Source organism: Streptomyces sp. NPDC053673, assembly GCF_055585225.1.
The window spans coordinates 199,650-225,039 of the sequence record NZ_JBVJKN010000010.1 but is presented as its reverse complement, the minus strand read 5'-3'; the positions used below and the strand labels follow the sequence as shown (position 1 = coordinate 225,039).

29 protein-coding genes are annotated in these 25,390 nt (G+C 69.3%); 3 read left to right on the top strand and 26 right to left on the bottom strand.

Going from position 1 to position 25,390, the window contains the following annotated elements; genetic code table 11:
- Window position 1: 1 nt before the first annotated feature.
- From alr to glmS, 4 genes are all read right to left on the bottom strand, one after another.
- A complete protein-coding gene (gene alr, locus ACZ6ZQ_RS17635) occupies window positions 2–1,174 on the bottom strand; it encodes an alanine racemase (protein WP_469769396.1) in 1,173 nt (390 codons plus the stop codon).
- Between the two features lie 94 nt (window positions 1,175–1,268).
- A complete protein-coding gene (locus ACZ6ZQ_RS17630) occupies window positions 1,269–2,702 on the bottom strand; it encodes an NAD(P)H-hydrate dehydratase (protein ID WP_469769395.1) in 1,434 nt (477 codons plus the stop codon).
- 245 nt (window positions 2,703–2,947) lie between these two features.
- Window positions 2,948–3,316, bottom strand: coding sequence for a holo-ACP synthase (locus tag ACZ6ZQ_RS17625; protein ID WP_469769394.1), 369 nt, complete (start codon window positions 3,314–3,316; stop codon window positions 2,948–2,950).
- Window positions 3,313–5,160, bottom strand: a complete 1,848-nt coding sequence (gene glmS, locus ACZ6ZQ_RS17620; protein WP_469769393.1) for a glutamine--fructose-6-phosphate transaminase (isomerizing) — start codon at window positions 5,158–5,160, stop codon at window positions 3,313–3,315. Before glmS ends, ACZ6ZQ_RS17625 begins: the two co-directional genes overlap by 4 nt.
- Window positions 5,161–5,298: 138 nt before the next feature.
- Between glmS and coaA the strand changes: the two genes are divergently transcribed.
- Both coaA and ACZ6ZQ_RS17610 read left to right on the top strand, forming a co-directional pair.
- Window positions 5,299–6,291 carry a type I pantothenate kinase gene (gene coaA / locus ACZ6ZQ_RS17615; protein ID WP_469769392.1) on the top strand — a complete coding sequence of 331 codons (993 nt, stop codon included), beginning with the start codon at window positions 5,299–5,301 and terminating at the stop codon, window positions 6,289–6,291.
- 19 nt (window positions 6,292–6,310) lie between these two features.
- On the top strand, window positions 6,311–7,258 hold the full coding sequence (locus ACZ6ZQ_RS17610; RefSeq protein WP_469769391.1) for a DUF389 domain-containing protein: 948 nt from the start codon (window positions 6,311–6,313) through the stop codon (window positions 7,256–7,258).
- Here ACZ6ZQ_RS17610 and ACZ6ZQ_RS17605 read toward each other — a convergent pair.
- The 5 genes from ACZ6ZQ_RS17605 to ACZ6ZQ_RS17585 form a co-directional block, all read right to left on the bottom strand.
- The gene (locus ACZ6ZQ_RS17605; protein WP_469769390.1) at window positions 7,247–8,470 is read right to left on the bottom strand and encodes an alpha/beta hydrolase family protein; all 1,224 of its coding nucleotides are present in this window, start codon (window positions 8,468–8,470) and stop codon (window positions 7,247–7,249) included. The genes ACZ6ZQ_RS17610 and ACZ6ZQ_RS17605 overlap by 12 nt on opposite strands.
- 830 nt (window positions 8,471–9,300) lie before the next feature.
- Window positions 9,301–10,659, bottom strand: coding sequence for a phosphoglucosamine mutase (gene glmM / locus ACZ6ZQ_RS17600; protein ID WP_469769389.1), 1,359 nt, complete (start codon window positions 10,657–10,659; stop codon window positions 9,301–9,303).
- A 177-nt stretch (window positions 10,660–10,836) separates the two neighbouring features.
- Entirely contained in the window at window positions 10,837–11,355 is a 519-nt protein-coding gene (rpsI, locus tag ACZ6ZQ_RS17595) for a 30S ribosomal protein S9 (RefSeq protein WP_453657900.1), read from the bottom strand.
- A gap of 41 nt (window positions 11,356–11,396) precedes the next feature.
- The gene (gene rplM / locus ACZ6ZQ_RS17590) at window positions 11,397–11,840 is read right to left on the bottom strand and encodes a 50S ribosomal protein L13 (RefSeq protein WP_453657898.1); all 444 of its coding nucleotides are present in this window, start codon (window positions 11,838–11,840) and stop codon (window positions 11,397–11,399) included.
- 285 nt (window positions 11,841–12,125) lie between these two features.
- Window positions 12,126–13,754 carry an ABC-F family ATP-binding cassette domain-containing protein gene (locus tag ACZ6ZQ_RS17585; RefSeq protein WP_469769425.1) on the bottom strand — a complete coding sequence of 543 codons (1,629 nt, stop codon included), beginning with the start codon at window positions 13,752–13,754 and terminating at the stop codon, window positions 12,126–12,128.
- A 47-nt stretch (window positions 13,755–13,801) separates the two neighbouring features.
- Between ACZ6ZQ_RS17585 and ACZ6ZQ_RS17580 the strand changes: the two genes are divergently transcribed.
- Window positions 13,802–14,683 (top strand): hypothetical protein, encoded by an 882-nt coding sequence (locus ACZ6ZQ_RS17580; RefSeq protein WP_469769388.1) that lies wholly within the window; start codon window positions 13,802–13,804, stop codon window positions 14,681–14,683.
- Here the strand turns inward: ACZ6ZQ_RS17580 and truA are convergent.
- From truA to ACZ6ZQ_RS17495, 17 genes are all read right to left on the bottom strand, one after another.
- Window positions 14,651–15,523, bottom strand: a complete 873-nt coding sequence (gene truA / locus ACZ6ZQ_RS17575) for a tRNA pseudouridine(38-40) synthase TruA (protein ID WP_469769387.1) — start codon at window positions 15,521–15,523, stop codon at window positions 14,651–14,653. The two genes, ACZ6ZQ_RS17580 and truA, sit on opposite strands and share 33 nt — an antisense overlap.
- 87 nt (window positions 15,524–15,610) lie before the next feature.
- Window positions 15,611–16,105, bottom strand: coding sequence for a 50S ribosomal protein L17 (rplQ, locus tag ACZ6ZQ_RS17570; protein ID WP_469769386.1), 495 nt, complete (start codon window positions 16,103–16,105; stop codon window positions 15,611–15,613).
- Window positions 16,106–16,379: 274 nt separating this feature from the next.
- Window positions 16,380–17,402, bottom strand: a complete 1,023-nt coding sequence (locus ACZ6ZQ_RS17565; protein ID WP_003956430.1) for a DNA-directed RNA polymerase subunit alpha — start codon at window positions 17,400–17,402, stop codon at window positions 16,380–16,382.
- A gap of 154 nt (window positions 17,403–17,556) precedes the next feature.
- Complete coding sequence (gene rpsK / locus ACZ6ZQ_RS17560) at window positions 17,557–17,961, bottom strand: 30S ribosomal protein S11 (RefSeq protein ID WP_003948617.1); 405 nt, start codon at window positions 17,959–17,961, stop codon at window positions 17,557–17,559.
- 70 nt (window positions 17,962–18,031) lie between these two features.
- Entirely contained in the window at window positions 18,032–18,412 is a 381-nt protein-coding gene (rpsM, locus tag ACZ6ZQ_RS17555; RefSeq protein ID WP_004946638.1) for a 30S ribosomal protein S13, read from the bottom strand.
- A gap of 212 nt (window positions 18,413–18,624) precedes the next feature.
- Window positions 18,625–18,738 carry a 50S ribosomal protein L36 gene (rpmJ, locus tag ACZ6ZQ_RS17550; protein ID WP_003956441.1) on the bottom strand — a complete coding sequence of 38 codons (114 nt, stop codon included), beginning with the start codon at window positions 18,736–18,738 and terminating at the stop codon, window positions 18,625–18,627.
- A gap of 59 nt (window positions 18,739–18,797) precedes the next feature.
- A complete protein-coding gene (infA, locus tag ACZ6ZQ_RS17545; protein ID WP_003956442.1) occupies window positions 18,798–19,019 on the bottom strand; it encodes a translation initiation factor IF-1 in 222 nt (73 codons plus the stop codon).
- A gap of 139 nt (window positions 19,020–19,158) precedes the next feature.
- A complete protein-coding gene (gene map, locus ACZ6ZQ_RS17540) occupies window positions 19,159–19,995 on the bottom strand; it encodes a type I methionyl aminopeptidase (RefSeq protein WP_469769385.1) in 837 nt (278 codons plus the stop codon).
- A 126-nt stretch (window positions 19,996–20,121) separates the two neighbouring features.
- The gene (locus tag ACZ6ZQ_RS17535) at window positions 20,122–20,787 is read right to left on the bottom strand and encodes an adenylate kinase (RefSeq protein WP_469769384.1); all 666 of its coding nucleotides are present in this window, start codon (window positions 20,785–20,787) and stop codon (window positions 20,122–20,124) included.
- A complete protein-coding gene (secY, locus tag ACZ6ZQ_RS17530; RefSeq protein ID WP_469769383.1) occupies window positions 20,787–22,106 on the bottom strand; it encodes a preprotein translocase subunit SecY in 1,320 nt (439 codons plus the stop codon). Before secY ends, ACZ6ZQ_RS17535 begins: the two co-directional genes overlap by 1 nt.
- A gap of 246 nt (window positions 22,107–22,352) precedes the next feature.
- The gene (gene rplO / locus ACZ6ZQ_RS17525) at window positions 22,353–22,808 is read right to left on the bottom strand and encodes a 50S ribosomal protein L15 (protein WP_351226540.1); all 456 of its coding nucleotides are present in this window, start codon (window positions 22,806–22,808) and stop codon (window positions 22,353–22,355) included.
- 2 nt (window positions 22,809–22,810) lie between these two features.
- On the bottom strand, window positions 22,811–22,993 hold the full coding sequence (gene rpmD / locus ACZ6ZQ_RS17520) for a 50S ribosomal protein L30 (RefSeq protein WP_071273185.1): 183 nt from the start codon (window positions 22,991–22,993) through the stop codon (window positions 22,811–22,813).
- Entirely contained in the window at window positions 22,993–23,598 is a 606-nt protein-coding gene (gene rpsE, locus ACZ6ZQ_RS17515; RefSeq protein ID WP_020132624.1) for a 30S ribosomal protein S5, read from the bottom strand. The genes rpmD and rpsE overlap by 1 nt, the downstream gene beginning before the upstream one ends.
- Before the next feature lie 43 nt (window positions 23,599–23,641).
- Window positions 23,642–24,025, bottom strand: a complete 384-nt coding sequence (rplR, locus tag ACZ6ZQ_RS17510) for a 50S ribosomal protein L18 (RefSeq protein WP_336547169.1) — start codon at window positions 24,023–24,025, stop codon at window positions 23,642–23,644.
- Between the two features lie 3 nt (window positions 24,026–24,028).
- Window positions 24,029–24,568, bottom strand: coding sequence for a 50S ribosomal protein L6 (gene rplF / locus ACZ6ZQ_RS17505; protein ID WP_469769382.1), 540 nt, complete (start codon window positions 24,566–24,568; stop codon window positions 24,029–24,031).
- A 22-nt stretch (window positions 24,569–24,590) separates the two neighbouring features.
- Window positions 24,591–24,989 carry a 30S ribosomal protein S8 gene (rpsH, locus tag ACZ6ZQ_RS17500; RefSeq protein WP_017949652.1) on the bottom strand — a complete coding sequence of 133 codons (399 nt, stop codon included), beginning with the start codon at window positions 24,987–24,989 and terminating at the stop codon, window positions 24,591–24,593.
- Window positions 24,990–25,200: 211 nt separating this feature from the next.
- Window positions 25,201–25,386 (bottom strand): type Z 30S ribosomal protein S14, encoded by a 186-nt coding sequence (locus tag ACZ6ZQ_RS17495; RefSeq protein WP_003956452.1) that lies wholly within the window; start codon window positions 25,384–25,386, stop codon window positions 25,201–25,203.
- Window positions 25,387–25,390: the final 4 nt, after the last annotated feature.

Below are 25,390 nucleotides of genomic sequence, written 5' to 3'. Positions count from 1 at the left end.
CCTACTGGTCGTCCGGTCTCTCGTCGGATTCCGCGTTGAGGTAGACGCGCGGGACGCGTGTCCCGATGCGTGTCACGATCTCGTACGCGATCGTGTCCGCCGCCTCCGCCCAGTCCTCGGCGGACGGCTCGCCCCCGTCGCCGGGGCCGAACAGCACCGCCTCCGCCCCTTCCCGTACCGTGCCGCCGTCCGGGCCGAGATCGACCACGAACTGGTCCATCGCGATCCGGCCGGCCACCCGCCGCCACGCGCCGCCGACCAGCACGGGGCCGCGTCCGGAGGCATGCCGCGGGACACCGTCCGCGTACCCGACCGGCACCAGGCCCAGGGTGCTCTCGCCCGGGGTGATGTAGTGGTGCCCGTAGCTGATGCCGTGGCCCGCCGGGACCTGCTTGACCAGGGCCAGGGATGCTTTGAGCGTCATGACCGGGCGCAGCCCGAAGTCGGCGGGCGTGCCCAGCTCCGGGCTGGGCGAGATCCCGTACACCGCGATCCCCGTGCGCACCAGGTCGAAGTGCGTGTCCGGAAGGGTCAGCGTGGCCGGCGAGTTGGCGATGTGCCGGACCTCGGGCTCGATGCCCTCCTTCTCGGCGTACGCCACCAGATCCTTGAAGACGGACAGCTGGGCGGCGATGGAGGGGTGGCCGGGCTCGTCGGCGCACGCGAAGTGCGACCAGAGGCCGGTGACCTCGACGGTGCCCGCCTCCTCGGCGGCGCGGGCGGCGGCGACCAGTTCGGCCCAGTCGGCGGGCTGGCAGCCGTTGCGTCCGAGACCGGTGTCGGCCTTGAGCTGGACACGGGCCGGGCGACCCGCCTCCCGGGCCGCCCGCGTCACCTCGCGCAGCGCCCACATCCCGCTCACCGACATGTCCAGATCGGCCTCGATGGCCTCGCGCCAGGGGCCGCCGGGTGTCCACAGCCAGCACATCACCCGGCCGCCGATGCCGGCCGCACGCAGGGCGAGAGCCTCCTCGGGAGTGGCGGTGCCCAGCCAGGTCGCGCCCGCGGCCCGCGCAGCCTTCGCGCAGGGCACCATCCCGTGTCCGTACGCGTCCGACTTGACCACGGCCATGACGGCGGCACGGGGCGCCCGCGCGCGCAGTGCGCGGACGTTGGCGCGCAGCGCGGCGAGGTCGATCTCGGCGCGGGCTCGGAAGGGTGCGTTCTGAGTCATCGCCGTCAGTGTCTCAGAGCCCCCCGGCATAGTTCGTACGGCAAGGACCACGAGTGGCCCTGGTCACCCGCCTGCTGTGCCGGGGGGTGACATGTCAGGGGCTCGTCACGTCGCGCCAGGCCTGGGGGATCGCCATGGCCACGTCGTTCGCCGACACCGGGGCCTCGCGGGAGACGCGCCGGGCAGCCAGACCGTGGAGGTACGCGGCCACGGAGGCGGCGTCCAGCGGCGGGAGGCCCGCGGCGAGCAGCGAACCGGCGAGCCCCGACAGCACATCTCCGCTGCCGGCCGTGGCCAGCCACGACGTGCCCGTCGGGTTCACCCGGACCGCGCGGCGGGTGTCCGGATCGGCCACCAGTGTCGTCGAGCCCTTGAGCAGCACCGTCGCACCGTACTTCGCGGCCAGCGCCCGCACGGCGGTGAGCCGTGCGCCCTCGACCTCCTCGCGCGCCACGCCGAGCAGCGCCGCCGCCTCACCCGCGTGCGGGGTGAGCAGCGTCGGTGCACCGCGGCCGCGCACCGCGTCGGGGTCGAGGCCGCGCAGTCCGTCCGCGTCGACCAGCACCGGAACGTCGGAGTTCAGCAGATCCTGCACGCCGGGCCCGTCGCCCAGGCCCGGGCCGACGACCCAGGCCTGCACCCGGCCCGCCTTCGAGGGAGGCCAGCCGTGCACCAGCGCCTCCGGGAACCGGGCGATCACCGCGTCCGCCCCCGGGCCCACGTACCGCACGGCTCCCGCGCCGCCGCGCAGTGCGCCCGCCACCGCGAGGACGGCGGCGCCCGGGTAGCGCGGGGACCCGGCGACGACACCGACCACGCCTCTGCGGTACTTGTCGCTCTCCGCGGCGGGCACCGGCAACAACTGGGCCACGTCCGCGTGTTGCAGGGCCTCCAGATCGGGCACGGACGGCAGATGCGGCTCCAGGCCGATGTCGACGAGCCGCACCGCTCCGGTGTGCTCCCGGCCGGGGTCGATCAGCAGGGCGGGCTTGTACGTACCGAACGTGACGGTCGCATCCGCCCGCAGCGCCTCCCCCGCGACCTCGCCCGAGTCCGCATCGACCCCGCTCGGCAGATCCACGGCGAGCACGACCGCGCCGGAGCCGCGTGCGGCGCGGGCGACCGGTACGGCGTCGGGGCGGAGGCCGCCGTGGCCGCCGATCCCGGTGATGCCGTCCAGTACGAGGTCGGCCACGGCCAGCACCTCGAACGGGTCGTCGGCGACCCGCCCGCCGGATTTCAGCAGCGCGGCAAGACCGGCCTCGTGGGTCCGGTCGGGGGCGAGCAGCACCGCGGTCACCCCGGCGCCCCGGCGGGCGAGCCGCGCCCCCGCGTAGAGCGCGTCGCCCCCGTTGTCCCCGCTGCCGACGAGCAGGACGACGCGGGCCCCGTACACCCGCCCGAGCAGTCCGGCGGCCGCGGCGGCCAGCCCGGCGGCGGCCCGCTGCATGAGCGCACCCTCCGGCAGCCGGCCCATCAACTCGGCCTCTGCGGCCCGTACGGTCTCCACGCTGTAGGCATGACGCATGCTCAGAAGTCTGCCGCGCCCCGCCCTCCCGGGCCACGCCGCGAATCGCGCCAACATCGTCCGCGAGCACCCCGCCGGAGGCACACCGCACCACCACCCACCGGCAGCAGCCACACCAAGCCCGTCTGGGGGTCCCCCCACGCCGCAGGGCGTAGGGGGAGTTCGAGGACGGACACACCGGCCACGCCCACCGGCCCGCACCCGGCGACCGGCCGGGGGCGGAACGGCGGAGGCCCGCAAGGGCGCTACCCCTCCGCGATCACCACCGCCGACGCGACGCCCGCGTCATGGCTGAGCGACACATGCCACGACCGCACCCCTCGCTCCTCGGCCGCCGCCGCGACCGTGCCCCGTACCCGCAGTCGCGGCTGCCCGGAGTCCTCGACGTACACCTCGCAGTCCGTCCAGTGCAGCCCGGCCGGCGCGCCCAGCGCCTTCGCGACCGCCTCCTTCGCGGCGAAGCGGGCCGCGAGGGAGGCGACGCCGCGCCGCTCACCGCTGCCCAGGAACAGCTCGCTGTCGAGGAACAGCCGGCGCGCCATCCCCGGCGTCCGCCGCAGCGCGTCGTCGAAGCGGTCGATCTCGGCGACATCGATCCCCACCCCGATGATCATTCGACGGTGACCGACTTCGCCAGGTTCCGCGGCTGGTCCACCTCGTTGCCACGGGCCGTCGCCAGCTCGCACGCGAAGACCTGCAGCGGCACGGTCGCGACCATGGGCTGGAGCAGCGCGGGTGTCGGCGGGATGCGGATCAGATGGTCCGCGTACGGCACGACCGCCTCGTCGCCCTCCTCCGCGATCACGATCGTCCGCGCACCGCGCGCCCGGATCTCCTGGATGTTCGACACGATCTTGTCGTGGAGCACGGACCGGCTGCGCGGCGACGGTACGACCACCACCACCGGCATATCGTTCTCGATCAGCGCGATGGGCCCGTGTTTGAGCTCACCCGCCGCGAAGCCCTCGGCGTGCATGTAGGCGAGCTCCTTGAGCTTCAGCGCGCCCTCCAGCGCGACCGGGTACCCGACGTGCCGGCCGAGGAACAGCACCGTGTTCTTGCGGGTCAGCGAGCGGGCCAGCTCCCGCACCGGCTCCATGGTCTCCAGGACCTGCTCCACCTGCGTGGCGATCTGCGACAGGTCCCGGACGACGGCCCGGATCTCGTCGCCCCACTTCGTACCCCGTACCTGCCCCAGGTACAGCGCCACCAGGTAGCACGCCACCAGCTGGGTCAGGAACGCCTTCGTCGAGGCGACCGCGACCTCGGGGCCCGCGTGCGTGTACAGCACCGCGTCCGACTCGCGCGGGATCGTGGAACCGTTCGTGTTGCAGATGGCCAGCACCTTCGCGCCCTGCTCGCGCGCGTGCCGCAGCGCCATGAGGGTGTCCATGGTCTCGCCCGACTGGGAGATCGCGATCACCAGGGTCCTCGGGTCCAGGATCGGGTCCCGGTACCGGAACTCGCTCGCCAGCTCGACCTCGCACGGGATACGCGTCCAGTGTTCGATGGCGTACTTGGCGATGAGCCCGGCGTGGAACGCCGTACCGCACGCCACGATCACGATCTTGGTCGCTTCGCGCAGCACCGAAGCCGGAATCCGCACCTCGTCCAGGGTCAGCGAGCCGCTCGCGTCGATCCGGCCCAGCAGTGTGTCGGCGACCGCCTTCGGCTGCTCGGCGATCTCCTTGAGCATGAAGTAGTCGTAGCCGTCCTTCTCGGCGGCGGACGCGTCCCAGTCCACGTGGTACGCCCGCACCTCAGCGGGCGCGCCCTCGAAGTCCGTCACGGTCACGCTGTCGCGCCGCAGTTCGACGACCTGGTCCTGGCCCAGCTCGATCGCCGAGCGGGTGTGCGCGATGAACGCGGCCACGTCCGACGCGAGGAAGGCCTCACCGTCGCCGACCCCGACGACCAGAGGCGAGTTGCGGCGGGCCCCCACGACGACGTCCGGCTCGTCCGCGTGCACCGCGACCAGCGTGAACGCGCCCTCCAGCCGCCGGCACACCAGCCGCATCGCCTCGGGCAGCTCACCGCACGACGAGAACGACTCGGCGAGCAGATGCGCCACGACCTCCGTGTCGGTCTCGGACGCGAGGTCGTGCCCGCGCTCGGCCAGCTCGTCCCGCAGCGCCGCGAAGTTCTCGATGATGCCGTTGTGGACGACCGCCACCCGGCCCGCGTTGTCGAGATGGGGGTGGGCATTGACGTCGGTGGGGCCGCCGTGGGTGGCCCAGCGGGTGTGCCCGATGCCCGTCGACCCGGCCGGGAGGGGCCGGTCGACCAGCTCCTTCTCCAGGTTGACGAGCTTGCCCGCCTTCTTCGCCGCGGCGAGCCCGCCGTCGGCGAGTACGGCCACGCCTGCCGAGTCGTAGCCCCGGTATTCGAGCCGCTTGAGCCCGGCGATGACGACATCGAGCGCGGACTGCGCTCCCACGTATCCCACGATTCCGCACATGGCCGCAGCCTACGACTCCGGCGGGCGCACCCGGGCCGCCCCGGTCCGTGGCCGCGCAACGCGTCCGAGGGACAGGTGACGGGTGGACGTGAGCGACGACACGCCGCGCTCCGCCCGTCCTGCGACCACAATGAGCATGTGATCACTTCGCCGCCACGAAGCCGTAGGGCCGAGAGGACAGAGTCGTCCCCCTACGTCGACCTCACCCGCGAGGAGTGGAGCGCGCTCCGCGAGAGAACCCCGCTCCCCCTGTCCGCGGCCGAGGTCGAACAGCTGCGCGGTCTGGGCGACGTCATCGACCTCGACGAGGTACGGGACATCTATCTGCCGCTCTCCCGGCTGCTCAATCTGTACGTCGGCGCCACCGCCAATCTCCGTGGCGCCCTCAACACCTTCCTCGGCGAGGCGGGCAACGGCCACGGCACCCAGCGCGGCACCCCCTTCGTCATAGGTGTCGCGGGCTCCGTCGCCGTCGGCAAGTCCACCGTCGCGCGCCTCCTCCAGGCGCTGCTCGCCCGCTGGCCCGAGCACCCGCGCGTCGAGCTGGTCACCACGGACGGCTTCCTGCTGCCGATGAAGGAGCTGCGGGAGCGCGGCCTCATGTCGCGGAAAGGTTTCCCCGAGTCGTACGACCGCCGCGCGCTGACCCGCTTCGTCGCCGACATCAAGGCCGGCAAGGACGAGGTCACCGCCCCCGTCTACTCGCACCTCATCTACGACATCGTGCCGGGCGAGCGGCTCACCGTCCGCCGCCCGGACATCCTCATCGTCGAGGGCCTCAACGTCCTCCAGCCCGCCCTGCCCGGCAAGGACGGCCGCACCCGCGTCGGCCTCGCCGACTACTTCGACTTCTCCGTGTACGTGGACGCGCGCCCCGAGGACATCGAGCGCTGGTACCTCAACCGCTTCCGCAAGCTGCGCGCGACCGCGTTCCAGGACCCGTCCTCGTACTTCCTCAAGTACACCCAGGTGTCCGAGGACGAGGCGCTGGACTACGCGCGCACGATGTGGCGCACGATCAACGGGGTCAATCTGCTGGAGAACGTCGCACCGACCCGGGGACGTGCCACCCTGGTCGTGCGCAAAGGCCCCGATCACAAGGTCCAGCGTCTGTCCCTGCGCAAACTCTGAACCGCCGAGGAGCGCCGCGTTGCTGCACCTGCGCCTGATCGTCCCGTCCGACCGCACCGAGGAGGTCGTCGACACCGTCGAGAAGACGGTCGGCACCACGCATCTCGCCGTCCTGCCCGGTGCCGCCCGCAACCCGTCGGGCGATCTGGTCCTGTGCGACGTGGCACGCGAGGCCGGTGACGAACTGATCGGACGCCTGCGGGAACTGGGCCTCGAAAGAGAGGGCTCGATCGCGGTCGAGAACATCGACCTTTCGCTGTCCAAGCGCGCCGACAAGGCGGAGGACGAGGCTCCGGGCGAGGGCGCGGACGCGGTGCTGTGGGAGCACCTGACCGATGCGACCCACGAGGAGTCGACGCTCTCCTTCACCTACATCGCGTTCCTGACGCTGGCGACGATGATCGCCGCGTGCGGTGTGGTGCTCGACAACGCGATCCTCATCGTGGGCGCGATGGCCGTCGGCCCGGAGTTCGGGCCGCTCGCCGGATTCAGCACGGCCGTGGTGCAGCGGCTGCCGCGGCTGGCGTGGCGCTCGATGGTGGCGCTGGTCGTGGGCTTCGCCGCGGCGATGCTGCTCACGGTCCTCTTCAGCTGTTTCATGAACGGCATCGGCCTCTTCGAGCGCTCGATGCTGGCGGCGGAGCGGCCCAACACGGCGTTCATCTACGCCCCCGACGCGTTCTCGTTCGTCGTCGCCGTCCTCGCGGGGATCGCCGGCACCCTCTCGCTGACCTCGGCCAAATCGGGCGCGCTGGTCGGCGTGGCCATCTCGGTGACGACGGTCCCGGCCGCGGCCAACGCGGCGGTGGCCCTCAGCTACCGCGAGTACGGCCAGGCCTGGGGCTCCAGCGAGCAGTTGCTGCTCAATCTGCTGGGCATCATCGTCGCCGGCACGCTCACACTCTGCACCCAGAAGTGGCTGTGGAAGATCCAGCGACAGCGTACGGCGAGGAAGTCAGCGGCCTGACAGCGTCTCCTGCAGCCAGTCGAAGACCACCTCACAGTGCAGCTGCGGGGCCATCGGGGAGCAGTGCAGCTGGGCGCCCTCGGCCGTGGTGAGCTTCACGTAGTCCTTGGGGGACGTGAGTTTGTCGAACATCTGGCGCGGCTGCCCGGGATAGAACTGCTCGTAGTCGTAGTCCAGGACCAGCGTGGGCATCTTGATGCGGCCCACGACATCGGTGATGGCCAGCGCCTGGACGCCCTGCGCGGGGGTCCACAGGTCGGTGAACATCTTGCCCTCGCGGGCGGCCAGCATCGCCGGGACGGAGAAGGGCTCGAAGCGCTTCTTGATCGTCGCGGCATCGGCCGGGGACAGCTCGGGAACGACCTCCTTGTTCCAGACCTCGTTGGTCTCCTCCTTGTCCGGGGTGACCAGCTCCCGGAGCTCCGCGGGGAAACCCAGCCACGGGTTCACACAGCCGGGCATCGCCACCAGAGCGGCGATCCGCTGCTCGAAGGCCGCGGCACGGGGCGCGAGGTCGCCGGCCATGCTCAGCCCGGTCAGGGCGATCTTGTCGGTGTCCACGTCCGGGCGGGCGACCAGCCAGTCGACGAGCGGAGTGACGACCTTCTCCCAGGTCGGGGTGAAGACCACCTGGTCCACGAAGAGCAGCTGTCCCTGACCGGGCCCGTCGTACACCAGGGCGTTCCAGCCACGGTCCAGGGCGGCCGAGACGCCGTAGGTCCACATGTCGACGTTCTGCCCGTCGCTGCCGTTGGTGAGGATCACGGTCGGGCGGCGCTGCTCGGCCTCGTCCGGACGGAAGAACCACACGGGCAGCGGGGACTTCCCGTACGGGACGTTCGTCTTCACCGGCGCCGGGTCGCACAGGTCGCAGAACCTGTCCCAGGCACCGCGTCCGGCCTTGTAGAGCTGTTCCTCGCTGCCGGGGTCGTCGGAGCCGAGGACGAAGAACAGCGCCTGGGCGTAGTACTGCGCGGCCCTCAGCGAACGGAAACGCGTGGTCTGGTCGTCGGGCTTGCTGTCCTCGGGTGCCTCCATCAGCTGGTCGCCGAGCTTCCTGAAGGTCTCGACGTACGTCTGCGAGGAGAGGCCGGCCTTGTTGATGGTGTTCACGGCGGTGAGCACCTCACCGACCTCAGCGGCGCCGAAGCCGGACCCGCCGAGCGCGAAGAGCCCGTTGAAGTTGAACCCCGGGTCCTTGAAGAGCGTCATCACTCCGGGCGTCGGACCGCCCGCGCCGGCGGGGGGCGACGCCGTGGGGCTGGGGCTGGATGTGGGGGCCGCGTCCGAGCGTGTGCACCCGGCGACCATCGCAGCCCCACCGACGAGCCCGGCAAGCGCAGCGCGCCGACTGGGCAGCTCCCTCGATACGTCCGTCATACGACCTGAACGTACGAGCCCGACCAGCGGCCCCCGCATCGCCACACACACGGCTGGGCCGAACGGCGGCCCATCGGCACCCCGACCGGACCTCAGCCGGCGAACGGACCGGATCCCACCGGGCCGCAGACGCGGGACGACCCGGTGCGGGGCCGTGCAGGGTCGCCCCTCGCTGGGGGTCCCCCCAGGAGGGGCCCCGCGCCACCACCCACCGGCCCGGACCCGGGCCAAAGCGGCCCCACCCCTCACGGCCCGCGGTCGGAAAGCGGGCCGGTGCGGGGCCGTGCAGGGTCGCCCCTCGCTGGGGGTCCCCCCCAGGACGAAGTCCTAGGGGGAGAAATCGGGTGGTGGTTCCGGATGACGCCGTATCCACCGATTTCCGAGGAGGTGAGCCCGGAGGGGCCCCGCCCCACCACCCACCGGCGCCCCCCGAGCCCGTCTGGGGGTCCCCCCACGCCGCAGGGCGTAGGGGGAGATTGAGGACGGACACACCGGACGCCGTCACGGCACCGGGCACACCGTCACCGCCCCCGCCGGAGGCGCACCGCACCGGGCACACCATCACCCCCGCGAGGTCCGGGACGCCGGGACAGGGACCCGCCCGCACCGCGCCCCGCCAGGGGGGTTCGCGCAGGGGGGCCACCCCCTGCGCACACGTCACGTCACCCCAGCGCCGACTTCACCGCGTCAGCCAGCCGTCCCGCCACCGACCGCGCCTGGTCGATGTCCGCGGCCTCGACCATCACACGGACGAGGGGCTCGGTGCCGGACGGGCGCAGGAGGACCCGGCCCGTCGAGCCGAGCTCGCGCTCCGCGTCGGCGACGGCGGCCGACAGCTCGTCGGAGGTGGCGACACGCGACTTGTCGACGTCCGGAACGTTGATCAGGATCTGCGGGAGACGCTCCATGACGCCCGCCAGCTCGGCGAGCGAGCGGCCCGTCGCCGCGACCCGCGCCGCCAGCATCAGACCGGTCAGCGTGCCGTCGCCCGTCGTGGCGTGGTCGAGGACGATGACGTGGCCGGACTGCTCGCCGCCCAGCGCGTAGCCCTCGGCCTTCATCGACTCCAGGACGTACCGGTCGCCGACCGCGGTCTGCACGAGCTGCACGCCCTCGCGCTCCATCGCCAGCTTGAAGCCGAGGTTGGACATCACCGTCGCGACGACCGTGTTGCCGCGCAGCGTGCCCGCCTCGCGCATGGCCAGCGCCAGCACCGCCAGGATCTGGTCGCCGTCGATCTCGTTGCCCGCCGCGTCCACGGCGAGGCAGCGGTCCGCGTCACCGTCGTGGGCGATACCGAAGTCGGCCTTGTGCTCGACGACCGCGGCCTTCAGCAGGTCCAGGTGCGTGGACCCGCAGCCGTCGTTGATGTTGAGCCCGTCCGGCTCCGCGCCGATCGTCACGACCTCCGCGCCCGCCCGCGTGAACGCCTCGGGCGAGACCCGGGCCGCGGCGCCGTGCGCCTCGTCGAGGACGACCTTCAGCCCGTCGAGCCGGTTCGGCAGAACCGCGATGAGGTGGGCGACGTACTTGTCGAAACCCTCGTCGTAGTCGCGGACACGGCCCACACCGGAGCCGGTCGGCCGGTCCCACGGCGCACCGGTGCGGTGCTCCTCGTACACGGACTCGATCCGGTCCTCCAGGTCGTCGGCCAGCTTGTGGCCGCCGCGCGCGAAGAACTTGATGCCGTTGTCCGGCATGGCGTTGTGGCTCGCCGACAGCATCACACCGAGGTCGGCGCCCAGCACGCCGGTCAGATACGCCACCGCGGGTGTGGGCAGCACACCGACACGCAGGACGTCCACGCCCGCGCTCGCGAGACCCGCCACGACGGCGGCCTCCAGGAACTCCCCGGACGCGCGGGGATCACGCCCGACCACCGCCGTCGGCCGATGGCCCTCGAACGTGCCCGCCTCGGCGAGTACGTGCGCCGCCGCGACCGACAGACCGAGCGCGAGCTCCGCCGTCAGATCCGCGTTGGCGACACCGCGCACACCGTCCGTGCCGAAGAGTCGTCCCACTGGTGTCCTCCGAAAATGCTCCGAAAACGCGAGCCTCTGGCGCGTTCCTGTGTTTATACGCCCGAGGCGTCGAGCTGTGTCACCCCGGGGGGTCTCCCCGGTGGCCGAAACAGAACGCCCCGGCGGCACTGAGTGCCGCCGGGGCGAACGTATGCCGTATGTGGCAAGCAGGCGGGATTAGCGCTTGCTGTACTGCGGGGCCTTGCGGGCCTTCTTCAGACCGGCCTTCTTGCGCTCGACGGCACGGTCGTCGCGGCTCAGGAAGCCGGCCTTCTTCAGCGGGCCGCGGTTGTTGTCCACGTCCGCCTCGTTCAGCGCGCGGGCCACGCCGAGGCGCAGGGCGCCGGCCTGGCCGGAGACGCCGCCACCCGAGATACGGGCGATGACGTCGTAGCGGTCGTCGAGCTCGAGCACCTTGAAGGGCTCGTTGACTTCCTGCTGGTGCACCTTGTTGGGGAAGTAGTCCTCAAGGGTGCGACCGTTGATCTTCCACTTGCCGGTGCCCGGAACGATCCGGACGCGGGCGATGGCGTTCTTGCGACGACCCAGGCCGGCAGCCGGCTGGGGCTCGCCGAAGCGGGACGCGAGCGACTCGCTCGTGTACTCGCCCTCGACGGGGACGTCGGACTCGAAGGTGGTGACCTCGGCGTAGGTCTCTTCGCCCTCGACGGGGGTCTCAGCGGTGGTCTCGGCCACGATGCTCCTCAGATTCTTTTCGTCTTAGGGGGTGGCCGGACTTACTGCGCGACCTGGGTGATCTCGAACGGAACCGGCTGCTGAGCAGCGTGCGGGTGGTTCTCGCCCGCGTAGACCTTCAGCTTCGAGAGCATCTGACGGCCCAGGGAGTTCTTCGGGAGCATGCCCTTGACGGCCTTCTCGATGGCCTTCTCGGGGTTCTTCTCGAGCAGCTCGTCGTAGCGGACGGAACGCAGACCACCCGGGTAGCCGGAGTGGCGGTACGCCATCTTCTGGGTCCGCTTGTTGCCGGACAGGTGCACCTTCTCGGCGTTGATGATGATGACGAAGTCACCAGCGTCAACGTGCGGCGCGTAGATCGGCTTGTGCTTGCCCCGCAGAAGGGTGGCGGCAGTGGTCGCCAGACGCCCCAGGACGACGTCCTGGGCGTCAATGACGTGCCACTGGCGGGTGACATCGCCGGGCTTGGGGCTGTACGTACGCACGGTCGTAGCCTTCGCTTCTCAGTGTTGGGGTATCCCCAAGCCCTAGGGCTTGGGGGAAGGGTCCTAAGGCCACCCGGACGATCACGACAGCCTTGGCCGCACATCGGGGACGCAACCCGAGTGCATGCCGCTGGTCATCGGCCCGGTGGACCGGCGTAAGGGCCCCTCGCGTGAGAACGACCAAGCCAATACGCATAACGAACCAGAAGAATACCTTCGGGCACCCACGCGGGTCAAAACGCCTCGGCCCCACGGCCGGGACCTCTCCCCCACGCCGCCCGCCCCCTACCGCTCCCGCACCACCCTGCGCTCGTCCCAGACCGGCTCCCCGGTCTCCCGCACCACCCCGTCGGAGCCGAAGACCAGGTAGCGGTCGAAGCTCTTCGCGAACCAGCGGTCGTGGGTCACCGCCAGCACCGTCCCCTCGTACGCTTCGAGCCCTTCCTGCAGCGCCTCCGCCGACTCCAGATCCAGGTTGTCCGTCGGCTCGTCCAGCAGCAGCGCCGTCGTCCCCCGCAGCTCCAGCAGCAGGATCTGGAAGCGCGCCTGCTGCCCGCCCGACAGCCGGTCGAACGGCTGATCGCCCTGCCGCTCCAGCTCGTACCGCCGCAGCGCGCTCATCGCGCCGCCGCGGTCCTTCGCATGCTCCGTCCACAGGATGTCGACGAGCGTGCGGCCCAGCAGCTCGGGGTGCGCGTGGGTCTGGGCGAAGTGCCCGGGCAGGACCCGCGCACCCAGCTTCCAGGTCCCCCTGTGCGCCACCTGTTCCCCGGCCAGCAGCCGCAGGAAGTGCGACTTCCCCGAGCCGTTCGACCCGAGGACCGCGACCCGCTCACCGTAGAAGATCTCCAGCGAGAAGGGCTTCATCAGCCCCGTCAGCTCCAGGTTCTCGCAGGTCACCGCCCGCACGCCGGTACGCCCGCCGCGCAGCCGCATCCGGATGTCCTGCTCGCGCGGCGGCTCCGGCGGCGGGCCGGCCTCCTCGAACTTCCGCAGCCGGGTCTGGGCCGCCGCGTACCGCGACGCCAGCTCATGGCTGACCGACGCGGCCTGCCGCAGATTGATCACCAGCTTCTTCAGCTGGGCGTGCTTCTCCTCCCAGCGCCGCTTCAGCTCCTCGAACCGCGCGAACCGCTCCCGGCGCGCCTCGTGGAACGTGCCGAAGCTCCCGCCGTGCACCCACACGTCGCTGCCCGCGGGCCCCGGCTCCACCGCCACGATCTTCTGCGCCGCGCGGGCCAGCAGCTCCCGGTCGTGGGAGACGAAGAGCACGGTCTTACGGGTCTCCCGCAGCCGCTCCTCCAGCCAGCGTTTGCCCGGGACGTCCAGATAGTTGTCCGGCTCGTCGAGGAGCAGCACCTCGTCGGGGCCGCGCAGCAGTGCCTCCAGCACCAGCCGCTTCTGCTCACCGCCGGAGAGCGTCCGTACGAGCCGCCACTGCGCCTTCTCGTACGGGACGCCGAGCGCGGCCATGGTGCACATGTCCCAGACCGTCTCGGCCTCGTAGCCCTGCACCTCGGCCCAGTCGCTCAGCGCCTGCGCGTACCGCATCTGCGCGGCCTCGTCGTCGACCGTCATGATCAGCTGCTCGGCCTCGTCGACCGCCCGTGCCGCCTCCCGGATCCGCGGCTGGGCCACCGACACCAGCAGGTCCCGGACCGTGCGCTCATCCCGCACCGAGCCCACGAACTGCGGCATCACCCCCAGACCGCCGCTCACCGACACGGTCCCGCCGTGCGGCTTCAGCCCCGCGGAGAGCAGCCGCAGCAAGGTCGTCTTGCCGGCACCGTTCGCCCCGACGAGGGCGACGACCGAGCCGTCCCCCACCCGGAAGGAGACGTCGCCCAGCAGCACCCGCCCGTCCGGCAGGTAGTACTCCAGATGCGCGGCCTCGAGATGTCCCATGGCGGGCATTCTCACCGGCGGACACGCTCCCGCCCAACCGGTTTAGGATGCGCGGCATGAGCTTTGGGGGACCCCAGTGGCCGCAGGAGCCGCACCAGCAGTACGGACAGCAGTCGCAGCAGTCGCAGTCCTTGCAGACGCCGGACTGGGCGGCGCTGGCCGACGCCTCGGCCGCGCGCACACGCCGCAAGAGGTGGCTGCTGATCGGCGGCGGCGCGCTGGCGACCGCCGCGATCGCCGCGATCGTGGCCACGGCCGTCGTGTCCACGAACAAGGGCGGCGACTCCGGCAAGAACGCCACTGATCTGCCCACGGCGCCCGATCTGCCGAACGAGACCACCCAGCCCGAGCCGTCGTTCTCGTCGGTCGCGCCGCCGCCCCCGCCCAACCCGAAGGACTTCATCTCCAGCGAGAAGAAGGACAAGGCACCCCTCAGCGCCGACACCCTCTACCCGGGCAAGAAGCTGACGATGGGCGACCGGGTCTACGCCAAGGGCTCCACCGCCCGCACCACCAACTGCGCCTCGGCCACCCAGGGTTCGCTCGGCGCGGCGCTCCGGTCCAACGGCTGCGACCAGGTGATCCGCGCGACGTACACGAAGGACGGCGTGGCCGTCACCATCGGTGTCGCGGTCTTCCCGACGGAGGCCCAGGCACAGGCCGCCGCGAAGCAGACGGCGCGCAGCATCGCCCCGCTGGCCGGCTCGGGCGTCGCAGGCTTCTGCAAGGGCGGCCCGGTGTGCCGCTTCGTGGGCAACTCCTACGGCCGCTACGCCTACTTCACCACGACCGGCTATCTGAACGGAAAGTCCATCACCAAGGGCGACACCAAGGCGTTCCAGCCGGGCGACGACCTGGCGGAGTTCACGTTCCGTCAGATCGTGCGCCGGGGCGAGATGCAGGCGTCAGCAGCAGCCACCGCTCCCGCCGGTCAGTGACGCGGGCAACGACCGCTTGTTGCGGGCCGCCAGATTCCTCGCGGCCAGCAACTCGTCGGCGGGATAGCCGACTTCCTCCAGGGTGAGTCCGTGCGGCCGTACGACGTGTACGGCCGAGTCACGGACGCCCGCGGCCAGCACCTGGCCCGGCCAGTCCACGGGACGGTGCCCGTCGCCGACGAACAGCATCGCGCCGACCAGCGCGCGCACCATGTTGTGGCAGAAGGCGTCGGCCTTCACGGTCGCGGTGAGGATCCCGTCCGCGCCGCGCTCCCAGCGCAGCTCCTGCAGGGTCCGGATGGTCGTGGCGCCCTCGCGCTTCTTGCAGTACGCCGCGAAGTCGTGCTCGCCGAGGAGCTTCTCGGCGGCGGCGTTCATGGCGTCCACGTCGAGCGGCCAGTCGTGCCACAGCACATGGCCGCGCAGCAGCGGGTCGACGCCGCCGGGGTGGTCGGTGACGCGGTAGGCGTAGCGCCGCCAGATCGCGGAGAAACGGGCGTTGAACCCGGCGGGGGCCTCCTCGGCCTTCCACACCCTCACGTCGTGCGACAGCCGCCCTGCGAGCCGCCGCAGCAGCTTCTCCCGGTGGTCGTCCCACACCGCCTGCGGCAGATCGACATGCGCCACCTGCCCCCGGGCATGCACCCCCGCGTCGGTGCGTCCGGCGACGGTCAGCTCGTACGTCTCCGACGACCGTGTCACCGTACGGATCGCGTCCTCGATCTCGCCCTGCACGGTCCGCTGCCCGCGGGTCTGCCTGGCCCAGCCCGAGAACTCCTTGCCGTCGTACGACAGGTCCAGCCGCACCCGTACGAAGCCGGGCCTCACGTCATCGCTCACGTCTCGTAATCCCTTTCAGCAGGAACGGGCCCGCCCCCACAAAGGGGAACGGGCCCGTCCGTCAGCCGTAAAGCCGTCTCAGAACGCTCAGGCGTCCTTCGACTCCTCGGCCGGAGCCTCGGCGGCGTCCTCGGCCTTGGTCTCCTCGACCTTGGCCTCGTCGGCCTCCTTGACCGCGCGCTTGGTGGCGGCCTCGGCCTCGGCGACCGTGGCCTTCTTCGCGATCTCGCCCTCGACGAGCTCGATCACGGCCATCGGGGCGTTGTCACCACGACGGTTGCCGATCTTCGTGATCCGGGTGTAACCACCCGGACGCTCGGCGTAGCGCGGAGCGATCTCGGTGAAGAGCGTGTGGACGACGCTCTTGTCCGTGATCGTCTGCAGCACCAGGCGACGGTTGTGGATGTCGCCCTTCTTCGCCTTCGTGATCAGACGCTCGGCGACCGGACGCAGGCGGCGGGCCTTGGCCTCGGTCGTGGTGATGCGGCCGTGCTCGAACAGCGACTTCGCGAGGTTCGCGAGAAGCAGCTTCTCGTGCGCGGCGCTGCCGCCCAGACGGGCACCCTTGGCGGGCTTCGGCATGGTGTTTCTCCTTGTGATCTGCACCGGCCGTATCAGGTACCGATGTCAGTTCCCCCAGGCGGTCGCGAGGGGGCAGGTGCGGGGGGGCGTGAGCCCCCCGCAAATCTCTCAGCACTGCTCGGTCCCGACGCGGTGTTGATCCGGGGGACAACCCCCGGACCCCCGGCCGAAGACGCGAGCCGCAGCTCAGATCAGTACTGCTCGGTCTCGACACTGTGCTCATCCGGGGGACAACCCCCGAACCCCCGGCCGAAGACGCGAGCCGCGACTCAGATCAGTACTGCTCGGTCTCGACGAAGCCTGCGTCCGCGTCGTCGTCGGCGCCGAAGGCGTCGGCGGCGGCGGTCGGGTCGAATCCGGGCGGGCTGTCCTTGAGGGCCAGGCCCATGCCGGCCAGCTTCGCCTTGACCTCGTCGATCGACTTCGCACCGAAGTTGCGGATGTCGAGCAGGTCGGCCTCGGAGCGGGCGACGAGCTCACCCACGGAGTGGATGCCCTCGCGCTTGAGGCAGTTGTACGAGCGGACCGTGAGCTCCAGCTCCTCGATCGGCAGCGCCAGGTCGGCAGCGAGCGCGGCGTCCGTCGGGGACGGGCCCATGTCGATGCCCTCGGCGTCGATGTTGAGCTCGCGCGCCAGACCGAACAGCTCGACCAGGGTCTTACCGGCCGACGCCATGGCGTCGCGCGGACGCATGGCCTGCTTGGTCTCGACGTCGACGATCAGCTTGTCGAAGTCGGTGCGCTGCTCGACACGGGTCGCCTCGACCTTGTAGGTGACCTTGAGCACCGGCGAGTAGATGGAGTCGACCGGGATCCGGCCGATCTCCTGGCCCACCTGCTTGTTCTGCACGGCGGAGACGTAGCCGCGACCGCGCTCGACGGTGAGCTCCATCTCCAGCTTGCCCTTGCCGTTCAGCGTGGCGAGGACGAGGTCGGGGTTGTGGACCTCGACACCGGCCGGGGGCGCGATGTCGGCGGCGGTGACCAGACCCGGACCCTGCTTGCGCAGGTACATCACGACGGGCTCGTCGTGCTCCGAGGAGACGACCAGCTGCTTGATGTTCAGGATGAGGTCGGTGACGTCTTCCTTGACGCCCGGCACGGTGGTGAACTCGTGCAGGACACCGTCGATCCGGATGGACGTGACAGCAGCGCCCGGGATCGAGGAGAGGAGCGTACGGCGCAGAGAGTTGCCGAGCGTGTAGCCGAAGCCGGGCTCCAGCGGCTCGATGACGAACCGCGAGCGGTACTCGTCGACAACCTCTTCGGTCAGCGAAGGACGCTGAGCGATCAGCATGGTGTTTTTCCTTCAGTCGTGGACGCCCACTATTTGACGTCCGACGGCCATCGGGCGGAGCCCGATGGTTTCACTGTTGCGTACTTCAAGGGTACGGGCGGTACGGCCCGAAAGGGGGCCGTACCGCCCGAACACTCAGGTCAAGCGCGACGCGTCAGACGCGGCGGCGCTTGGGGGGACGGCAGCCGTTGTGCGGCGTGGGGGTGACGTCCTGGATCGAGCCGACCTCGAGGCCCGTGGCCTGGAGGGAGCGGATCGCGGTCTCACGGCCGGAGCCGGGACCCTTGACGAAGACGTCGACCTTGCGCATGCCGTGCTCCTGCGCGCGGCGGGCGGCCGACTCGGCGGCCATCTGCGCGGCGAAGGGGGTGGACTTGCGCGAGCCCTTGAAGCCGACGTGGCCGGCGGAGGCCCAGGAGATCACGTTGCCGGTCGGGTCGGTGATCGAAACGATGGTGTTGTTGAACGTGCTCTTGATGTGCGCGTGGCCGTGAGCGACGTTCTTCTTTTCCTTGCGGCGCACCTTCTTGGCAGCGCCCTGACGTCCCTTGGGGGGCATGTCTTAACTCCAGATGGAGAGGAGGTGGTCGGTCCTACAGCGAAGACCGCTGATGAGCGTCCGCTGTGGACTACTTCTTGCCCGGCTTCTTCTTACCGGCGATGGCGCGACGCGGGCCCTTGCGGGTACGAGCGTTCGTGCTGGTGCGCTGACCGTGGACGGGCAGGCCACGACGGTGGCGCAGACCCTGGTAGCAGCCGATCTCGACCTTGCGCCGGATGTCGGCCTGGATCTCGCGACGGAGGTCACCCTCGGTCTTGAGGTTGGCGTCCACGTACTCGCGGATCTTGACCAGGTCCTCTTCGGCCAGGTCACGAACGCGGGTGTTCGGGTTCACACCGGTCGCGGCGAGAGTCGCCTTCGACTGGGTGCGGCCGATACCGAAGACGTAGGTGAGTGCGACCTCCACACGCTTGTCGCGCGGGATGTCAACACCGGAAACGCGTGCCATTCAATGGCTCCTGTGGTGTTCGGGGGTCTTCCGCAGTACCGCTCCCGACCGCCGACCTCCCCTTGCTGGAGAAGTGGTACGTCCGGGTCCCCGGCCCCCGCCGGAGGTGTCGTCAGCCGCGTGGTTCGGAAACCGTGCGGCTTGGACGGGCACTGCTTGTGTACGTATTGCTTGCGTCGCGCGAAGTACTGCGAAGTGCAGGTTGGCGTGCGTCAGCCCTGGCGCTGCTTGTGGCGCAGGTTGTCGCAGATGACCATGACCCGGCCGTGACGGCGGATCACCTTGCACTTGTCGCAGATCTTCTTGACGCTCGGCTTGACCTTCATGGGATGTGAGGTTCTCCGGGTCAGTGCCAGCACCCCACGGGAGGGGGTGAGGGCAAGATCTACTTGTACCGGTAGACGATCCGGCCACGCGTCAGGTCGTACGGAGACAGCTCCACGACGACCCGGTCGTCCGGGAGGATACGGATGTAGTGCATCCGCATCTTGCCGGAGATGTGCGCGAGGACCTTGTGACCGTTCTGGAGCTCCACCTTGAACATGGCGTTCGGCAGGGACTCGATCACGGTGCCCTCAATTTCGATGGCACCTTGCTTCTTGGCCACGCTTCGCCCTTCGAATCGGCTACCTTGATCGACTCTCGTCGCCGCATGCGGACATACGGGTACACGAGAGCCGACGAGTCAGTCTACGTCAGGCCCCTGGAAAAGACGAATCAGAGAAGTTTGCCCAACGCGGAGATCGTTATGCGAGAGGGTCCGGGGCTGCCGTGACGCCCAGCTCCGCCAGCTTCGCCCTTCCGCCGTCCGGGGCGGTGAGCACCAGCGGGCCCTCCTCCGTCAGCGCCACCGAGTGCTCCCAGTGCGAGGACCAGGTGCCGTCGATGGTGATGACCGTCCAGTCGTCCGAGAGGACCTCGGTGTGCGGGGTGCCGAGCGACACCATTGGCTCGATGGCCAGGCAGAAGCCGGGGACCAGCTTCGGGCCCTTGCCCCGCTTGCGCGAGACGTAGTTCAGCAGGTGCGGGTCCATGTGCATCTCGGTGCCGATGCCGTGGCCGCCGTACTCCTCGATGATCCCGTACTTACCGCCGCCCGGCTTCGGCTGGCGGCGGATGTACGTCTCGATCCCCCGCGAGATGTCGACGAGCCGGTTGCCGTTCTTCATCGCGGCGATTCCGGCCCACATGGACTCCTCGGTCACCCGGGAGAGCTCGATCAGCTCCGGGGCGTGACCGTCACCCACGAAGGCGGTGTACGCGGCGTCGCCGTGCCAGCCGTCGACGATCGCGCCGGCGTCGATGGAGATGATGTCGCCGTCCTTGAGGACCGTCTTCTCGTCCGGGATGCCGTGGACCACGACCTCGTTCACCGAGGTGCAGATGGTGGCGGGGAAGCCGCCGTACCCCAGGAAGTTCGACTTGGCGCCGTGGTCGGCGATCACCTTGCGGGCGACCTCGTCCAGATCCTTCGTGGTGGCGCCGGGAACCGCGGCCTCACGGGTTGCCGCATGGATGGCGGCGACGACCAGCCCCGCCTCGCGCATCTTCGCGATCTGCTCGGGGGTCTTGATCTGCACCATGAGGGCCGGCGCCTTTCAGGTTCGGAGAGTGTTTCGTCGGTATGCGTCGGTAATCAACGATACGGCCGCGGCGTCCCTGGGACACCGCGGCCGTTGTCGCATAGAGCTTCAGAGTTGCAGCGTGGCTCAGGCCTGGGCGGCCCGGTCCTTCTGCAGCGCCTCCATCGCCCGCTCGGTCACGTCGGTGACCTTGCCGAGCGCGGAGATGGTGACCACGAGGCCCTGGGCCCGGTAGTGGTCGATGATCGGCTCGGTCTGCGTGTGGTAGACCTCGAGCCGCTTGCGCACGGTCTCCTCGGAGTCGTCGTCGCGCTGGTACAGCTCGCCGCCGCAGACATCACAGACGCCCTCGGTCTTCGCCGGGCTGTACGTGACGTGGAAGACGTGCGCGCTGTCGTTGCGGCAGATGCGGCGACCCGCGATCCGCTTCACGACCTCGTCCTCGGGGACCTCCAGGTCCAGCACCGCGTCCAGCTTCACGCCGTCGACCGCGAGCGCGGCGTCGAGCGCCTCGGCCTGCGAGACGTTGCGCGGGAAGCCGTCGAGCAGGAACCCGTTCTGGGCGTCCGGCTGAGCCATGCGGTCCCTGGCCATCCCGATGGTGACCTCGTCGGGCACCAGGTTGCCGGCGTCCATGTACGCCTTGGCCTGCTTGCCGAGCTCCGTGCCCTGACTGATGTTGGCCCGGAAGAGGTCGCCCGTGGAGATGTGCGGGATCGACAGGTTCTTGGCAAGGAACGCGGCCTGCGTTCCCTTGCCGGCACCGGGCGGTCCGACGAGGACGATTCGCATCAGCGGAGGAACCCTTCGTAATTGCGCTGCTGGAGCTGGCTCTCGATCTGCTTCACGGTCTCGAGACCGACACCCACGATGATGAGGATGCTGGTGCCACCGAACGGGAAGTTCTGGTTCGCACCACCGAAGCCTGCCAACGCCATCGTCGGCACAAGAGCGATCAGACCCAGATACAGCGAGCCCGGCCAAGTGATCCGGTTGAGCACATAGCTCAGATACTCAGCAGTAGGTCGACCAGCCCGGATACCCGGGATGAAGCCACCATACTTCTTCATGTTGTCCGCGACTTCCTCGGGGTTGAACGAGATCGCCACGTAGAAGAAGGCGAAGAACACGATCATCAGGAAGTACAGAGTGATGTAGTACGGGTGGTCACCCTTGACCAGATGGGTTTCGATCCAGGTTTTCCAGCCCGCGTTGGAGTTCGAGAACTGCGCGATCAGGGCGGGAATGTAGAGCAGCGACGACGCGAAGATGACGGGAATCACACCCGCCTGGTTCACCTTGAGCGGGATGTATGTGGACGTACCGCCGTAGGACCTGCGGCCGATCATGCGCTTCGCGTACTGCACCGGGATACGGCGCTGGGCCTGCTCGACGAAGACGACGAGGGCGACCATCACGAAGCCGATCAGAATGACCGTGCCGAACTCGATCCAGCCCTTGGCGAGCTTGCCGCTCTCCTTGATGGCCCACAGCGCGCCGGGGAAGCCGGCCGCGATCGAGATGAACATGAGGATCGACATGCCGTTGCCGATACCGCGGTCGGTGATCAGCTCACCGAGCCACATCACCATGGCCGTACCGGCGGTCATCGTGATCACCATGGTGGCGGTCACAAAGATCGACTGATCGGGGACGATGTCACGGGCGGCCGAACAGCCGGAGAACAGCGCACCGCTGCGGGCGGTGGCCACCAGACCGGTGCCCTGCAGCACGGCGAGGGCGACCGTGAGGTAGCGCGTGTACTGCGTGATCTTCGCCGTGCCGGACTGGCCCTCCTTCTTGAGGGCTTCCAGGCGCGGAATGACCACGGTCAGCAGCTGCAGGATGATGCTCGCCGTGATGTACGGCATGATGCCGAGCGCGAAGATCGTGATCTGCAGCAGCGCTCCGCCGCTGAACATGTTGACGAGGCCGAACAAGCTGTTGTTGTTCTTCGATGCCTGGTCCACACAGATCTGGACACTCTCGTAGCTGACACCGGGGACGGGGATGTGTGCGCCGACCCGGTACAGCACGATGATGCCGAGCGTGAAGAGCAGCTTCTTGCGCAGGTCGGGCGTCTTGAACGCCCGGGCGAACGCGGTGAGCACGGTGCCTCCTGCGACCCCCGCGCAAAGCGTCAGAGGTGACGGTCTTGAGGTTCGACGAATACGTATGAGTCAAGAGCCGCTCGGAGTGCCCTGTGGGCGGACCTCACGGCCAGGGGGTCGCCCCCCAAGGGATAACAGCAACAACGCACGCCACCTTACCGGCGAGTGTGCCCCGCTTGGAACGACCAACCGGGGATGCCCCCGTTGCGAGGCATCCCCGGTCGATGTTCAAGCCATCGGCTCGTCTCAGACGAGCTCGGTGACGGTGCCGCCGGCGGCGGCGATCTTCTCCTTGGCGGAGCCGGAGACGGCGTCAACCGAAACCTGCAGCGCCACGGAGATCTCGCCCTGGCCCAGGACCTTGACGAGGCTGTTCTTGCGCACCGCACCCTTGGCGACCAGATCGGCCACCGTGACCTCGCCACCCTGCGGGTAGAGCGCGGCCAGCTTGTCCAGGTTCACGACCTGGTACTCGGTGCGGAACGGGTTCTTGAAGCCCTTCAGCTTCGGGAGACGCATGTGGAGGGGCATCTGCCCACCCTCGAAGCGCTCCGGAACCTGGTAGCGGGCCTTCGTGCCCTTGGTACCACGACCGGCCGTCTTACCCTTCGACGCCTCACCACGACCCACACGGGTCTTGGCGGTCTTGGCGCCCGGGGCGGGACGGAGGTTGTGGATCTTGAGCGGGTTGTTCTCCGCCATGATCAGTCGACCTCCTCAACCGTCACGAGGTGGCGGACGGTGTGCACCATTCCGCGGAACTCGGGGCGGTCCTCCTTGACGACCACGTCGTTGACCCTCTTCAGGCCAAGCGAACGCAGGGTGTCGCGGTGGTTCTGCTTGCTGCCGATGTACGACTTCGTCTGCGTGATCTTGAGGCGGGCCATTACGCACCCGCTCCCGCACGCGCACGAAGCAGGGCCGCGGGGGCGACGTCCTCGAGCGGCAGACCACGGCGAGCCGCGATCTCCTCGGGACGCTGCAGGCCCTTCAGGGCCTCCACGGTCGCGTGCACGATGTTGATCGCGTTGGACGAGCCGAGCGACTTCGACAGGATGTCGTGAACGCCGGCGCACTCCAGCACGGCACGCACCGGGCCACCGGCGATAACACCGGTACCGGGGGAAGCAGGCTTGAGCAGGACGACGCCCGCGGCCTTCTCGCCCGTGATCGGGTGCGGGATGGTGCCCTGGATACGGGGGACCTTGAAGAAGTGCTTCTTGGCCTCCTCAACACCCTTGGCGATGGCGGCCGGCACCTCCTTGGCCTTGCCGTAACCGACACCCACGGTGCCGTCACCGTCGCCCACCACGACCAGCGCGGTGAAGCTGAAGCGACGACCACCCTTCACAACCTTGGCGACACGGTTGATCGCGACAACGCGCTCAACGTAAGCGGTCTTCTCGGCGGCAGCTGCGCCGCCGTCACGGCCCTTCCGGTCCCGCCGCTCGCCGCCACCGGCACCGCTTCCGCGGCGCTGGGGTCCAGCCATTGGAATTACCTCTCTTCGTTTTCCGCTGAGCTACGGAACCGGCTCAGAACTTCAGGCCGGCTTCGCGGGCGGCGTCCGCCAGGGCGGCGATGCGCCCGGCGTACTGGTTGCCGCCACGGTCGAACACGACAGCCTCGACGCCGGCGGCCTTGGCACGCTCGGCCACGAGCTGGCCGACCTGCTTCGCCTTCGCCGACTTGTCGCCTTCGCCGCCGCGGATGGACGAGTCCAGGGTGGACGCCGACGCGAGGGTGTGACCCGCGAGGTCGTCGATGACCTGAGCCGTGATGCCGCGGTTGGACCGGGTGACGACCAGACGCGGACGCGCCGGGGTACCCGAGATCTTCTTGCGGATGCGGATGTGGCGACGCTTCAGGGAAGCGCCCTTGTAGGCCTTGCCCTTGGCAATCTTCACGCCGTATGCCATGGCTTACTTACCAGCCTTTCCGACCTTGCGGCGGATGACCTCGCCCGCGTACTTCACGCCCTTGGCCTTGTACGGGTCGGGCTTGCGCAGCTTGCGGATGTTCGCGGCGACCTCGCCGACCTTCTGCTTGTCGATGCCCTCGACCGAGAACTTGGTCGGCGACTCGACCTTGAAGGAGATGCCCTCGGGGGCCTCCACCAGGATCGGGTGGCTGTAGCCGAGCTGGAACTCCAGGTTGGAGCCCTTCGCGGCAACGCGGTAACCGACACCGCTGATCTCAAGCGCCTTGGTGTATCCCTGGGTCACACCGGTGATCATGTTGGCCACCAGCGTGCGGGACAGGCCGTGCAGGGCCTTGTTCTGACGCTCGTCGTTCGGGCGGGTGACGTTCAGAACGCCTTCCTCACCCTTCACGATCTCGATCGGCGCGGCAACGGTGTGGCTGAGGGTGCCCTTGGGACCCTTCACCTGGACCGTACGGCCATCGATGGTGACATCCACGCCGGCGGGAACCGAGATGGGGAGCTTGCCGATACGCGACATGTTTCTTCTCCTCCGTTCCCGACTACCAGACGTAGGCGAGGACTTCCCCGCCCACACCCTTCTTGCTGGCCTGCTTGTCGGTGAGGAGCCCGTGCGACGTGGAGATGATCGCCACGCCCAGGCCGCCCAGTACCTTCGGCAGGTTGGTGGACTTCGCGTACACCCGGAGACCGGGCTTGGAGATCCGCTTGATGCCCGCGATGGAGCGCTCACGGTTCGGACCGAACTTCAGCTCGAGGACGAGGTTCTTGCCGACCTCGGCGTCCTCGACCTTCCAGCCCGTGATGAAGCCCTCCTGCTGGAGGATCTCCGCGATGTGCGACTTGATCTTGCTGTGCGGCATCGTCACGGAGTCGTGGTACGCCGAGTTCGCGTTACGCAGACGAGTCAGCATGTCCGCGATCGGATCAGTCATGGTCATGAATTGGCCTTCGGCCTCTCTCGCCGGGGTTTCCTGTATGCGCCATCCCTCTCCCCACACATGGGCGGGACGGGTGCGGCGCGGGGACCTACGGCGTAGTAAGTCGATCAGGGCGGCGGGCGCCCAACCCCACAAGCCTACGGCATGTGTGAGGAGGGCCCCGCCGTCCCGTTGCTTACCGAGAGCCTCCAGTAATTCCGGAAATCCGGAACTACCAGGAGCTCTTGGTCACGCCCGGCAGCTCGCCACGGTGAGCCATCTCACGAAGGCACACGCGGCACAGGCCGAACTTGCGGTACACGGAGTGCGGACGGCCGCAGCGCTGGCAGCGGGTGTACGCACGCACACCGAACTTGGGCTTACGAGCAGCCTTGGCAATCAGAGCCTTCTTCGCCATCTCG